This window comes from Geodermatophilus bullaregiensis (assembly GCF_016907675.1).
Lineage (GTDB): Bacteria > Actinomycetota > Actinomycetes > Mycobacteriales > Geodermatophilaceae > Geodermatophilus > Geodermatophilus bullaregiensis.
Genome location: NZ_JAFBCJ010000001.1, coordinates 593622 through 606566, shown reverse-complemented (window position 1 = coordinate 606566; position 12945 = coordinate 593622). Strand labels below are relative to the sequence as shown.

The following is a 12945-nucleotide window of genomic DNA, read 5'->3' as shown; positions in this document are numbered from 1 at the left end:
TCAGCCGATCCGTGCGCGGCTGCCCAGGATCCCCTGGGGCCGGATGACGAGGATGACGATGAGGAGCAGCAGCCCGCCGACGTACTTGACGTCGTTGGGGATGACCAGGGTCGACATCTGCACGAAGACGCCGACGATGACGCTGCCGACGAGGGCGCCGTAGGCGGTGCCCAGGCCGCCGAGGGTGACCCCGGCGAACATGAGCAGCAGCAGCTGGAAGCCCATGTCCCACCGGACCTGGTCGGACAGGCCCAGCAGCACGCCGCCGAGCGCGGCCAGCGCGCCACCCATCATCCAGACGACCAGGATCACCCGGTTCACGTTGATGCCCGAGGAGGCCGCGAGGTCGCGGTTGTCCGACACCGCCCGCATCGCCTTGCCGATCTTGGTGCGCTGCAGCATGAGCGCGACCAGCACCAGCACGACGACCGAGATGACGATCGACACCAGCGACTGGTTGGTCAGGCGGAACAGGCCGTAGTCCACCGCCCGCGAGGTGCCGAGTCCCGAGTAGGGGTTGGAGAACCCGCCGTAGACGATCTGGATGAGGTAGCGCAGCAGCAGCGACAGGCCGATCGAGACGACGAGCGCGGCGACCAGCCCCGTGCCGCGGCGGCGCAGCGGCCGCCACAGGCCGAGCTCGTTGAGCGCACCGAAGGCCGCGCCGCCGATCATGGCGATGATCCCCGCCGGGATGATCGGCACGCCCAGGCCGGTGTTGACCCACCACGCGAACAGCGCGCCGATGGTGACCAGCTCGCCGTGGGCGAAGTTGGTCAGCCCGGTGGTGCCGAAGATCAGCGACAGACCCACCGCGGAGATCGCGATGAGCAGGCCGAAGCGCAGCCCGTCGACCAGCAGCTGGATCGCCTCGACGTTGCTGCTCCCGGCGCCCCGGCTGCCGTCGTCGAGACCGAACTGCACCGGCTGGCGTCGTCCGGCGTCGACGGTGACCGTCCGGCTGTCCTCGCCGGTGATCACGACGCCCTCGGGCAGGGAGTCGGCGTCGATGCTGACGGTGTACTGACCCGGCCCGGGGACGTCGATGGCGAACCGGCCGTCCTCGTCGGTCTCGACGCTCTCGACCTCGTCCCCGGTGGTGGTCGCGACCGTCACCTCGATGCCCTCGATCGGGCCGCTGCGGCTGGTCTGCAGCGTGCCGATGACCTGCTCACCCCCCTGGGCGCTCGCGGTCCCGGGGACCAGGACGGCCAGGCCGGTCGCGGCGACGAGGACCAGCAGGAGCCGCAGCAGCACCTGGCGCGCGGCCGTCCCGGGGCCGGAGCGGATCGCGCTCCGGACGTCCCTGGTCCGCCCGGCACGGGCTGACGGGTGCCTCACACAACCTCCCAGGTCGTGGCAGTGGAGCCCGGACGGTAACCCAGTCACGTCACGTCGCCGTTCCCTGTCGCCCAGCTGTGACCGAAGAGCGACACGCCCGCGGTGTCACTCCCGTCCCACGACCGGCGCGTCGGCCCGGTCGGGAGACGACCCGGGTGCACGCTCCTCCCACCGTCCAGGGGAGGACTCCCGTGTCAGGAACCGGTCAGCGGTCCCGCGTGGTGACGCGCACGGCGCGTCCCGACGACCTGCCCGCCGTCCTCGCGCTCGTGCGACAGCACCGCGTCGAGGCGCACGCGGAGGGGGTGCTCACCGGGCAGACACCGGGTGCCGCGGCCGCCGCGGGCTTCCGCCGGCTGCTGGCCGACCCCGGGTACCGCGTGGTGATCGCCGTCCTCCCGGGGGCCAACGCGCCCGACCCGGGCGCGGCGCGCACGGGGGAGGTGGCCGTGGGCCTGGCCGTCCTGGGGCTCGACCCGCTGTCGGCGCTGCTCGGCGTCCCGCAGGTCACCGTGGACAACCTCGTCGTCCACCGCGACCACCGGCGCCGCGGTGTGGGCGCGGCGCTGCTGGCCGCGGCCGCGGCGCACGCCGGGGACGTCGGCGCCGACCACGTGGTGGCCGCCGTCGGCGGGCACGAGGCCGAGCGGCAGCGCTTCTTCGCCCGCATGGGCTTCGCGCCGCTGACCGCCCGCCGGATCGTCCCCCGCGAGACGCTGGTCCGGTCGCTGGCCGCCTGGCAGCGCGGGGGCGTCGCACCGCCGCGGCGGCCGGTGCCCCACCGCCGGCCCCTGCCGCGCAGCCTGCCCGCGCTCGGCGCCGCCGCCGAGGCCTGAGGCCCCGCCGCGGTGCGGCGCGGCGCGGCGGGGTGCTCCCTCAGGCCGGGACGATGGCGCAGGTGAGCCGGGCGCTGGCGGTGGGCCGCCCGCGCTCGTCGGTGACCTCGACGAGGAAGGTGGCCAGCGTCCGGCCGCGGCGCACCGGCGTGCAGACGGCGGTGACGGTGCCCTCGGTGGCCGGGCGCAGGTAGCTGGCGTTGAGCTCGACGCCGACGGCGCGGTTGCCCGGGCCGGCCCCGATGACCGCCGCCCACGAGCCGATGGTCTCCACCAGCGAGCAGGTGGCGCCCCCGTGCAGCAGGCCGAAGGGCTGCTCGTTGCCCGACACGGGCATGGTCGCCACCAGCCGGTCGGGGGAGTAGTCGAGGACCTCGATGCCGAGCTTGTCGTCGAGGGGGCTGCGCGCGTCCTGGGGGATCCAGGCCGGGGGAGACGTCGTCACGCCCGGCACGGTAGCCAGCCGCGGCCCCGCTGCCGGGACCCGACCCGAGCGTGCGAGGGCCGGGAGGCAGCGGGGTCCTCTCACTAGGATCGGTGGCGATGTCCGCTCCGGTCACCACCTCCGCGCCCGCCGCCCCGCCGTCCGCCGGAGCCCAGCCCGCCCCGCCGAGGCCGCGGCTGCTGCTCCTCGACGGGCACTCGCTGGCCTACCGCGCCTTCTTCGCCCTGCCCGTGGAGAACTTCTCCACGACGACGGGCCAGCCGACCAACGCCGTCTACGGCTTCACGTCGATGCTGATCAACGTGCTGCGCGACGAGCAGCCCACGCACCTGGCGGTCGCCTTCGACGTCGGGCGGCAGACCTTCCGCAGCGAGATCTACGCCGAGTACAAGGCCAACCGCAGCGAGAGCCCCACCGACTTCCGCGGCCAGGTCAGCCTCATCCAGGAGGTGCTCGCGGCGCTGCACGTCCCGGTGATCACCGCGCCCGGCTACGAGGCCGACGACGTCATCGCCACGCTCACCGTGCAGGCCGTCGAGCAGGGCATGGACGTGCTCATCTGCACCGGCGACCGCGACGCGCTGCAGCTGGTCGGCGAGCACGTGACCGTCCTGTACCCGCGCAAGGGCGTCTCCGACCTCACCCGGTTCACCCCCGAGGAGGTCGAGGCCAAGTACGGGCTCACCCCGGCCCAGTACCCCGACTTCGCCGCCCTGCGGGGGGACCCGAGCGACAACCTGCCCAGCATCCCGAGCGTGGGGGAGAAGACCGCGGCCAAGTGGGTCCGCGAGTACGGCTCGCTCGACGAGCTGGTCGACCGGGTGGACACGGTCAAGGGCAAGGTCGGCGAGAAGCTGCGCGAGCACCTGTCCTCGGTGCTGCAGAACCGCCGGCTCACCGAGCTGGACCGCTCCGTGGCCCTCGACCTCGGCCCGCAGGACCTCGCCGTGCGCCCCTGGGACCGCAACGAGGTGCACACCCTCTTCGACAACCTGCAGTTCCGGGTGCTGCGCGACCGGCTGTTCGCCACGCTGACCAGCGCCGAGCCCGAGGTGGACGGCGGCTTCGACGTCACCGCCGACGACGTCCCGGCCGGGCAGCTGTCGGCCTGGCTGGACGCGCACGCCCGCACCGGGCGCACCGGCGTCGTCTTCCGGGGCACGTGGGGCCGGGGTACCGGCGAGCTGACCGGCCTGGCGCTGGCCGCGGGCGACGACCACGCCGTCTTCGTCGACGTGGGCCCCGACCTCGACGTCGCCGACGAGCAGGCGCTGGCCGACTGGCTGGCCGACCCGGCCGCGGGCAAGGTCGTGCACGACGTCAAGGGGCCGCTGCTGGCGGTGTGGGCCCGCGGCTGGGAGCTGCAGGGCCTGGTCAGCGACACCGCGCTGGCCGCCTACCTGGCGCTGCCCGGGCAGCGCTCCTTCGACCTCGCCGACCTCGCCGTCCGCTACCTGCGGCGCGAGCTCAAGGACGACGCAGCCCCCGAGGCGCAGCTGACCCTCGACGGGCTGGGCCCGAGCGAGGCCGACCTCGCCGCCGAGGCCGCGCACGCCGACGTCCTCAAGGCCGTGGCGGTCAACGACCTCTCCGACGCCCTCGAGCAGGTGCTCGGGCAGAAGGGCGGCGACCACCTGCTCGGGGAGATCGAGCTGCCGCTGACCGTGGTGCTCGCCGGCATGGAGCGCCGCGGCATCGCCGTCGACGTCGACCTGCTCACCGAGCTGCAGCGCGAGTTCGCCGAGGGGGTGGCCGCCGCGGCCGCCGAGGCCTACGCCGTGATCGGACACGAGATCAACCTGGGCTCGCCCAAGCAGCTGCAGGCGGTGCTGTTCGACGAGCTGGGGCTGCCGAAGACCAAGAAGATCAAGTCCGGGTACACCACCGACGCCGACGCGCTGACCAGCCTGCTGGCCTCGACCGGCCACCCGTTCCTCGAGCACCTGCTGCGCCACCGCGACGTGACCCGGCTGCGCACGGTCATCGACGGGCTGATCCCGATGGTCGACGACGCCGGCCGCATCCACACGACGTTCCAGCAGACGATCGCCGCCACCGGCCGGCTGTCCTCGATCGACCCGAACCTGCAGAACATCCCGATCCGCACGGCGGAGGGGCGGCGGATCCGGCAGGCCTTCGTCGTCGGGCAGGGCTACGAGTCGCTGATGACGGCGGACTACAGCCAGATCGAGATGCGGATCATGGCCCACCTGTCCGAGGACGCCGGGCTGATCGAGGCCTTCACCTCCGGGGAGGACCTGCACTCCTTCGTCGCCTCGCGGGCCTACGACATCCCGATCGAGCAGGTCGACCCGGAGATGCGCCGGCGGATCAAGGCGATGAGCTACGGCCTGGCCTACGGGCTGTCGGCCTACGGGCTGGCCCAGCAGCTGCGCATCTCCCCGGAGGAGGCGCGCGAGCAGATGCACGCCTACTTCGAGCGCTTCGGCGGGATCCGCGAGTACCTCGACGGTGTCGTCGACGACGCCCGGCAGACCGGCTACACCGAGACGACGCTCGGCCGCCGCCGCTACCTGCCCGACCTCACCAGCGACAACCACCAGCGGCGGCAGATGGCCGAGCGGATGGCGCTCAACGCCCCGATCCAGGGGTCGGCCGCCGACGTCATGAAGGTGGCCATGCTCGGCGTCGAGCGCGCGATCCGCGCCGAGGGGCTGTCCTCGCGGATGCTGCTGCAGGTGCACGACGAGCTCGTGCTCGAGGTCGCGCCGGGGGAGCGGGAGGCGCTGGAGACCCTGGTCCGCCGCGAGATGGCCGGAGCGGCGCAGCTGTCGGTGCCGCTGGAGGTCTCGGTCGGCCTGGGCGCCAGCTGGGACGCCGCTGCCCACTGAGGGAGGACCCCGGTGCTCCCGACCGGCGTGCAGCGGGTCCTCGTCGCCGGGAGCCCGGGTGCGGGCAAGACGACGCTCGCCCGCGAGCTCGCCCGCCGGCTCGACCTGCCGCACACCGAGATGGACGCCCTGTTCCACGGGCCCGGCTGGGTGCCGCGACCGGAGTTCGAGGCCGACGTCGACGCCCTGCTCGCCTCGGGCCGGTGGGTGACGGAGTACCAGTACCCGTCGGTGCAGCCGCGGCTGCTCGCCGCCGCCGAGGCCGTCGTCTGGCTGGACCACCCGTGGTGGCTGGTCGCGGGGCGGCTGGCGCGCCGCACCGTCGTCCGGGCGGTGGACCGCCGGCCGCTCTACAACGGCAACACCGAGCGGGTGCGCAACTGGGCCCGGCCGTCGCACCCGCTGTGGGTCGTGCACGGCCGGGGGTTCGCGGCGATCCGGCGGAGCAACGCCCAGGCCTTCGGCGCGGCCGCGCGGACCCGCGGGCTGGTCGTCGTCCGGCTGCGCGGCGCGCGGGCCGCCGAGCGCTGGCTCGCCGCCCAGGGCCGCACCTGAGCCTCGACCTCAGGTCGACGGTCAGGGTCGGTGCGCGACGAGGACGAGCGTGCCCGGGACCAGGGCGCCGCGGGCCGGCGACCACTGGCCCCACTCCTGCGTGCGGCCCGGCGTCCACTCCGGCTCGACCAGGTCGTCGAGCACCAGTCCGGCACCGACGACGGCGCGCACCCAGTCACCGACGGTGCGGTGGTGCTCGACGTAGACCGTGCGCCCCTCGCCGTCGGTCTCCACGTAGGGGCGGCGGTCGAAGTAGGAGGACACGACGCGCAGGTCGCCGGGGTCGGGGGAGTCCGGCAGCGGCCAGCGGAACGGGTGGTTGACCGAGGCGGCCAGCCGCCCGCCCGGTCGCAGCACCCGCGCCGCCTCGACCAGGGCGCCCTCGACGTCGGCGACGAACGGCAGCCCGCCGAACGCCGAGCAGACGACGTCGAACGACGCCCCGGCCAGCGGCAGCGCGCCGACGTCGGCCTGCAGCAGGGGGACGTCGATCCCGGTGGCGCGGCCGAGCGCGGCGGCGCGGGCCAGCATCCCGGCGGACAGGTCGAGCGCGACGACCTCGGCGCCGGCGCGGCGCAGCCAGCGGGCGCAGGGCGCCGAGCCGCAGCCCACCTCGAGCACCCTCCGCCCGGCGACGTCCCCGAGCAGGTGCGCCTGCGCCTCGCGCAGCCCCTCGGGGCACCAGAGGAAGTCGACGTCGCCCAGGTCCTCGCCGTGCTCGGCGAGGTAGGCCGGCGCCGCGGCGTCCCACCAGCCGCGGTTGGCGCGCACCGACTCGGCCGTCCCGGCCGTGCGGCGCTCGACGCCACCGGCCGCGGGGTAGCCGTCGGGACCCAGGGGGAGAGCGGGCGGCGGGGTCATGACACGCCGATCGTGACACGCCGCGGAGGGCGGGCAGAGGTCGCCCACCCAGGTGGACCCGCGCGCGCTCGCGTCCGTACCATGGAGCGGCGCCAGAGGTCTGTCAGTGCTGTACCCGCAAGGGATCGGCCCGCGCCGGCTCTCCCCGCCCCCGCGGTCACCCGGCCGCGGTACCCCCGTCCCTACGCACCCCCCGTCCGGAGCACTCGACCACATGACCTCCACCCAGGTCCGTCCTGACAGCACCCCCCAGATCGCGGTGAACGACATCGGCACCGCCGAGGACTTCCTCGCCGCGATCGACCAGACGATCAAGTACTTCAACGACGGCGACATCGTCGAAGGCGTCATCGTCAAGGTCGACAGGGACGAGGTGCTGCTGGACATCGGCTACAAGACCGAGGGCGTCATCCCCTCGCGAGAGCTGTCCATCAAGCACGACGTCGACCCCAACGAGGTCGTCAAGGTCGGCGACGAGGTGGAAGCCCTCGTCCTCCAGAAGGAGGACAAGGAAGGCCGCCTGATCCTGTCCAAGAAGCGCGCCCAGTACGAGCGCGCCTGGGGCACGATCGAGGCCAAGAAGGAAGCCGACGAGGTCGTCACCGGCACCGTCATCGAGGTCGTCAAGGGCGGTCTCATCCTCGACATCGGCCTGCGCGGGTTCCTCCCCGCCTCGCTGGTCGAGATGCGCCGCGTCCGCGACCTGCAGCCCTACGTGGGCCGCGAGCTCGAGGCGAAGATCATCGAGCTCGACAAGAACCGCAACAACGTCGTCCTGTCCCGCCGGCAGTGGCTGGAGCAGACGCAGTCCGAGGTCCGCAGCGAGTTCCTCAACAAGCTCGCCCGCGGCCAGGTGCGCACCGGCGTCGTCTCCTCGATCGTCAACTTCGGCGCGTTCGTCGACCTGGGTGGCGTGGACGGCCTCGTGCACGTCTCCGAGCTGTCCTGGAAGCACATCGACCACCCCTCCGAGGTCGTCGAGGTGGGCCAGGAGGTCACCGTCGAGGTCCTCGACGTCGACCTCGACCGCGAGCGGGTCTCCCTGTCGCTGAAGGCGACGCAGGAGGACCCGTGGCGTCAGTTCGCCCGCACCCACCAGATCGGCCAGGTCGTGCCGGGCAAGGTCACCAAGCTGGTGCCCTTCGGTGCGTTCGTCCGGGTCGACGAGGGCATCGAGGGCCTGGTCCACATCTCCGAGCTGGCCGAGCGCCACGTGGAGATCCCGGAGCAGGTCGTGCAGGTCGGCGACGAGATCCTGGTCAAGGTCATCGACATCGACCTCGACCGGCGGCGGATCTCGCTGTCGCTCAAGCAGGCCAACGAGGGTGTCATCGGAGACGAGGAGCAGTTCGACCCCGCCGCCTACGGCATGGCCGCGGCCTACGACGAGCAGGGCAACTACATCTACCCCGAGGGCTTCGACCCGGAGACCGGCGAGTGGCTCGAGGGCTACGACGAGGCCCGCGAGACGTGGGAGCGGCAGTACGCCGAGGCCCAGTCCCGCTTCGAGGCGCACCGCAAGCAGATCGCGGCGGCCCGCGAGGCCGACGCCGAGGCTGCGGCCGGTGGCAACTACTCCTCCGGTGGCGACACCGCCAGCCCCGAGGCCCCGTCGGGCGGCACGCTGGCCAGCGACGAGGCGCTCGCCGCGCTGCGGGCCAAGCTCGCCGGTGGGGAGTGACCTGCTGACCGCACGCTGACGGTCACCGAGACGACGGAGGCCCAGGACCTGCGAGGTCCTGGGCCTCCGTCGTGTCCGGGGACGGACAGGGGGAGCGACGCCCGCCCGGCTTCCCCGACCGGGCGGGCGCCGCGGCTCAGAGGCTGAGGATGATCGCGAAGGCCGAGCGCGGCCGGCCGCCGGCGGCGGCCAGGCCCTGCCAGGTGTGCCGGCCGGCGGGCGCGGCGTCGAGCAGCCAGCGGAGGAAGGTGCGGCGCGGCGGAGCGGCCTCGCGCAGGGCCAGGCGCTCGCGGACGGCGGGCAGGTCGGCCACCCGGACGCCGCCCGCACGCTCGATCCGGTGCCGACCGGCGGCGCGCGAGCGCGGAGCGACCGACGGGGGAGCGGTGCGGGTCTGCGACATCGGGGTGCCTGCCTTCCTGGGCTTCGGTCCGGCGGGGGGATCGCCGAGGCGGACGTTAGGAGCTGTGACTGGTGTGACTGGTGCGACGCGCCGGGCAGGACGGGCGGGTGTTACCGGTCCGTGACCGCGGACGGCGTGCTGGCTACCGTCCGTGCATGCTGCGGATCGGGTTGACCGGTGGGATCGGGTCGGGCAAGAGCACGGTGGCGGCGCTGCTCGCGGCCCGCGGTGCGGTGGTCGTCGACGCCGACCGCATCGCCCGCGAGGTCGTCGAGCCGGGCACGCCGGGGCTCGCCGCTGTCGTCGGCGCCTTCGGGCCCGGCGTGCTGGCCGGGGACGGCTCGCTGGACCGGGCCGCGCTGGCGTCGATCGTCTTCGCCGACCCCGAGGCCCGGGCGCGCCTGGACGGGATCGTGCACCCGCTGGTGCGGGCGAGGGCGCGGGAGGTCATCGAGCGGGCCGACCCGGACGCCGTCGTCGTCCAGGACGTGCCGCTGCTGGTGGAGACGGGGCAGGCCGGCGCGCACGACCTGGTGCTCGTCGTCGAGGTCGACCTCGAGACCCGGGTGGCCCGGCTGGTCCTGCGGGGCCTGCGCGAGGAGGACGCCCGTGCCCGGATCGCCGCCCAGGCCACCGACGAGCAGCGGCGGGCGGTGGCCGACGTCGTCCTGGACAACAGCGGCGGGCCGGAGTCGCTGGCCGAGCAGGTCGACCGCTTCTGGACCGAGCGCGTCCTCCCGCGCACCGGGGGAGCCGCCGGTGACTCGTGAGCGGCGGCCGCCACGGGACCACCGGACGGCGGGCCCCGCGAACGGACCAGGGCCCCAGGTCGACGACCTGGGGCCCTGCTGGTGTGGGCGATACTGGGTTCGAACCAGTGACCTCTACCGTGTCAAGGTAGCGCTCTACCACTGAGCCAATCGCCCGAGTCCGGTCTGCCGACCGACCCGCTCCACCGGCGCGGAGGCGAGGTGGAGACGGGATTTGAACCCGTGTAGACGGCTTTGCAGGCCGTTGCCTCGCCTCTCGGCCACTCCACCGCACACACGGGCGCCGGTCTCGCGACCAGCGCCCGAGGTCCCGAGCGGACGACGGGATTCGAACCCGCGACCCTCACCTTGGCAAGGTGATGCTCTACCAGCTGAGCCACGTCCGCGTTGCTGTCGTACGGGAGAGACCATACCCGACCTCGAGGACCCCTTTCACGCGGGGTGCCCCGCAGGTCAGCGCGCTCCGGGGTCGGCGCCGCCGTTGGACAGCAGGGCGGCCAGCTCCTCGTCGACGTCGAGGGCGGCCGTCTCCTGACCGGTGGGCACCAGCGTCTCGGTCCGCTGCAGGAAGGCGGCCACCGTCGCCCGCGACAGCTCGAACAGCGCCTCGCCCGAGGGCGCGCGCAGGTGCAGGTACAGGACGTCACCGCTGGCGCGCCCCGGCCACAGGCGCACGTCCCCGTCCCCGGCGGGGCGCTCGAGGCCGGCGGCGAGCAGCTCGCGGCCCAGCAGCCAGGTGATGCCGTCGTCGGCCGCGTCGTCGGCGTCCCCGAAGCCGATGCGGACCGCGAAGGGGTCGTCGACCGCGTAGCGGAGGACCGCGGGGACCTCGGTCCAGGACGTCGGACCGACCAGGTGCAGCGTCGTGGGGACGGTGTACCCGAGGGGAGCTCGGTGGGCCATGACGGGTAGAACGACCGGAGCCGCCGGATGTTGCGCACCCTCGTCCCCGGGCGTGTCGCCCGTCCGGGTGGTCCCCGGCGGCGCCGTCCCGGCGTGGTGAACCGAGGTGGCTGCGCCGCACGAACGCGGCGTGTGACGATGGGAGCCGTGACGCGTCCGGCACGACGCCCGGAGGGCGACCCCGGTGACGCGGACCTCGTGGCGCGCGTGCGCGCCGGGGAACGGGGAGCCGTCGACGACCTCTACGACCGGTTCCGCCGGCCGGCCTTCGCCCTGGCCCGCCGTGTCCTCGCCGACGACACCCTCGCCGAGGACGTCGTCCAGGACGTGTTCCTCAGCGTCTGGCGCGACCCGCACGCCTACGACCGGGCGCGCGGCAGCTTCTCCTCCTGGCTGATGGCGATGGTGCACCACAAGGCGGTCGACGCGGTCCGGCGCGAGGAGTCCCACCGGCGCCGCCAGACGCGGGCCGGGGACGACCTGGCGCTGACCGCCCCGACCACCGCCCGGGACGTCGAGGACGAGGCGTGGGCCCGCGTGGTCTCCGAGCGGGTGCGCACCGCGCTCGGGACGCTGCCCGACGCCCAGCGGGAGGCGCTGACGCTGGCCTACTACGGCGGCTACACCCAGCGGGAGGTCGCCGCCCTGACCCGTGCCCCGCTGGGCACGGTGAAGACGCGCATGCTCGCCGGCATGCGCCGCCTCAAGGAGGAGCTCGGAGCGGTGGGCGGTGCCACGGCCGGGGGCGCGCTGAGCGACCCCGCCGCAGTCGACGGAGGCGCCCGGTGAGCGCGCGCCCCGACTCCCACGAGCCCTTCGACGAGCTCGCCGTCGGCTGGGCGCTGCACGCGCTCGAGCCCGAGGACGAGACCGTCTTCGGCGCCCACCTGCCGCAGTGCCCGCGCTGCGCGCGCACGGTCGCCGAGACCTCCGAGGTGATGTCCGCGCTGGCCTCCGACCTCCCGCCCGCCGAGCCCTCCCCGGACCTGCGCGACCGGCTGCGGGCCGCCGTCGAGCGCACCGAGCAGCTGCCGCCGCCGGCCGGGATCCGGGACCCGGCCCTGACCGACCCCGGCCTGCCGGCGCCGACCGGCCCCGCCGTGCCCGCGCCGCCCGGCCCGGCCGCCGGCCGGCGGCGGACCGACCGGCCCGCGGCCACCGGCTTCCCCGCCTACCGCCCACCGGCCGAGGACCCCGAGCGGACGGCGTGGCGCCGGGTGGTGCCCAACGCGCTGGCGGCCGCGGCGGTCGCGGCGATCCTCGCGCTGGGCACCTGGAACGTCGTCCTGGGGTCGGCGCGCGACGAGGCGCGGGCCGTGGCCGCCGAGCAGGCCGAGATCGTGGAGGCGCTGCTGCAGCCCGGCCGGGCGACGATCGCCCCCGTCACCGACGACGGCACCCCCGTGGCGACGGTCGTCGCGCGCGAGGGGCAGGTGGAGGTCGTCGCGCACGGCCTGCGGGTCAACGACAGCTCCGACTTCACGTACGTGCTGTGGGGCGTGCAGGGGGAGACCCCCGTGGCGCTCGGCACCTTCGACGTCGTCTCCCCACGGACGGACCTGCGGACCGTAGGCTCCGCGTCGACCGGTCTCGACGACTACGAGGCGTACGCCATCAGCATCGAGCCCGGTCGTCAGGCTCCGTCGGAACCGACGGACGTGGTGGCGAACGGGCAGGTGACCAGCTGAGCGGACAGGACACGGTGCCACCCGTCCCCCGGGAGCGGCGGGCACGACCGACCGTGGCGCAGCGGCGGGAGCACGTCGCGCAGGACGGTCACCACAGCCTCCGCGAGCGGGTCGCGGGGACCCGCTGGCGCAGGCGGGTGGCCGCCCGCCGGACGCTGGACTCCGGCTACCGGCTCGGCGTCGGCATCACCGGCGGCCTGGTCGTCGCGGTCGGCCTGGTCACCATCCCGCTGCCCGGACCCGGGTGGCTCACCGTCATCGCCGGGCTGTTCGTGCTCGCCACCGAGTTCACGTGGGCCGAGCGGCTGCTGGAGTTCACCAAGCGCCACGTCAGCGCCTGGACCGAGTGGCTCGGCCGCCAGCCGGTGTGGGTGCGGCTGGGCATCGCGGCGCTGACGGCGGCCTTCGTCTACGGCGTGCTGGTCGTCGGCCTGCACGTCATGGGCGTCCCCGGCTGGGTGCCGGGGTGGGTACCGCTCTGGCGCTGAGCGTCTGGCATCATGGACGCCGCAGCGGGCGATTGGCTCAGTGGTAGAGCGCTTCGTTCACACCGAAGAGGTCACTGGTTCGAACCCAGTATCGCCCACCGGCACGACGGGCCAGGTGAACC

The 12945-nt window shown here is 74.3% G+C and carries 13 protein-coding genes and 4 tRNA genes; 9 read left to right on the top strand and 8 right to left on the bottom strand.

Annotation, left to right across the window (positions count from 1 at the left end; translation table 11 throughout):
• Window positions 1-1341, bottom strand: coding sequence for a branched-chain amino acid ABC transporter permease (locus JOD57_RS02805; protein WP_307824408.1), 1341 nt, complete (start codon window positions 1339-1341; stop codon window positions 1-3).
• Window positions 1342-1559: 218 nt separating this feature from the next.
• Here JOD57_RS02805 and JOD57_RS25055 point away from each other — a divergent pair, with 218 nt between their 5' ends.
• Window positions 1560-2177, top strand: a complete 618-nt coding sequence (locus JOD57_RS25055; protein WP_204690507.1) for a GNAT family N-acetyltransferase — start codon at window positions 1560-1562, stop codon at window positions 2175-2177.
• Window positions 2178-2217: 40 nt separating this feature from the next.
• Here the strand turns inward: JOD57_RS25055 and JOD57_RS02795 are convergent, their stop codons facing one another.
• Window positions 2218-2622: a PaaI family thioesterase gene (locus tag JOD57_RS02795; RefSeq protein WP_204690506.1), complete on the bottom strand. Its 405-nt coding sequence runs from the start codon at window positions 2620-2622 to the stop codon at window positions 2218-2220.
• Window positions 2623-2720: 98 nt separating this feature from the next.
• Between JOD57_RS02795 and polA the strand changes: the two genes are divergently transcribed.
• A complete protein-coding gene (gene polA / locus JOD57_RS02790; RefSeq protein ID WP_204690505.1) occupies window positions 2721-5474 on the top strand; it encodes a DNA polymerase I in 2754 nt (917 codons plus the stop codon).
• A gap of 12 nt (window positions 5475-5486) precedes the next feature.
• Entirely contained in the window at window positions 5487-6029 is a 543-nt protein-coding gene (locus JOD57_RS02785; RefSeq protein ID WP_204690504.1) for an AAA family ATPase, read from the top strand.
• Between the two features lie 21 nt (window positions 6030-6050).
• Here the strand turns inward: JOD57_RS02785 and JOD57_RS02780 are convergent, their stop codons facing one another.
• Window positions 6051-6890: a class I SAM-dependent methyltransferase gene (locus tag JOD57_RS02780; protein WP_204690503.1), complete on the bottom strand. Its 840-nt coding sequence runs from the start codon at window positions 6888-6890 to the stop codon at window positions 6051-6053.
• Between the two features lie 214 nt (window positions 6891-7104).
• Between JOD57_RS02780 and rpsA the strand changes: the two genes are divergently transcribed.
• Window positions 7105-8571, top strand: a complete 1467-nt coding sequence (rpsA, locus tag JOD57_RS02775) for a 30S ribosomal protein S1 (protein ID WP_204690502.1) — start codon at window positions 7105-7107, stop codon at window positions 8569-8571.
• Window positions 8572-8707: 136 nt separating this feature from the next.
• On the opposite strand, the gene JOD57_RS02770 is transcribed toward rpsA, so the two are convergent.
• Entirely contained in the window at window positions 8708-8974 is a 267-nt protein-coding gene (locus JOD57_RS02770) for a hypothetical protein (protein WP_204690501.1), read from the bottom strand.
• A 155-nt stretch (window positions 8975-9129) separates the two neighbouring features.
• Between JOD57_RS02770 and coaE the strand changes: the two genes are divergently transcribed.
• Window positions 9130-9744 carry a dephospho-CoA kinase gene (gene coaE, locus JOD57_RS02765; RefSeq protein WP_204690500.1) on the top strand — a complete coding sequence of 205 codons (615 nt, stop codon included), beginning with the start codon at window positions 9130-9132 and terminating at the stop codon, window positions 9742-9744.
• A gap of 84 nt (window positions 9745-9828) precedes the next feature.
• Here the strand turns inward: coaE and JOD57_RS02760 are convergent.
• The 4 genes from JOD57_RS02760 to JOD57_RS02745 form a co-directional block, all read right to left on the bottom strand.
• Window positions 9829-9900, bottom strand: a tRNA-Val gene (locus JOD57_RS02760).
• Window positions 9901-9943: 43 nt separating this feature from the next.
• Window positions 9944-10014: transfer RNA gene (locus JOD57_RS02755), tRNA-Cys, on the bottom strand.
• Window positions 10015-10057: 43 nt separating this feature from the next.
• A tRNA-Gly gene (locus JOD57_RS02750) sits at window positions 10058-10130 on the bottom strand.
• A 67-nt stretch (window positions 10131-10197) separates the two neighbouring features.
• Window positions 10198-10647: an SsgA family sporulation/cell division regulator gene (locus JOD57_RS02745; RefSeq protein WP_204690499.1), complete on the bottom strand. Its 450-nt coding sequence runs from the start codon at window positions 10645-10647 to the stop codon at window positions 10198-10200.
• 138 nt (window positions 10648-10785) lie between these two features.
• On the opposite strand from JOD57_RS02745, the gene JOD57_RS02740 reads away from it, so the two are divergent.
• From JOD57_RS02740 to JOD57_RS02725, 4 genes are all read left to right on the top strand, one after another.
• Complete coding sequence (locus JOD57_RS02740; protein WP_239568070.1) at window positions 10786-11436, top strand: sigma-70 family RNA polymerase sigma factor; 651 nt, start codon at window positions 10786-10788, stop codon at window positions 11434-11436.
• Window positions 11433-12335: an anti-sigma factor domain-containing protein gene (locus tag JOD57_RS02735; protein ID WP_204690497.1), complete on the top strand. Its 903-nt coding sequence runs from the start codon at window positions 11433-11435 to the stop codon at window positions 12333-12335. Before JOD57_RS02740 ends, JOD57_RS02735 begins: the two co-directional genes overlap by 4 nt.
• A gap of 53 nt (window positions 12336-12388) precedes the next feature.
• Complete coding sequence (locus tag JOD57_RS02730) at window positions 12389-12823, top strand: TIGR02611 family protein (protein ID WP_204690496.1); 435 nt, start codon at window positions 12389-12391, stop codon at window positions 12821-12823.
• 26 nt (window positions 12824-12849) lie between these two features.
• Window positions 12850-12921, top strand: a tRNA-Val gene (locus JOD57_RS02725).
• Window positions 12922-12945 lie beyond the last annotated feature (24 nt).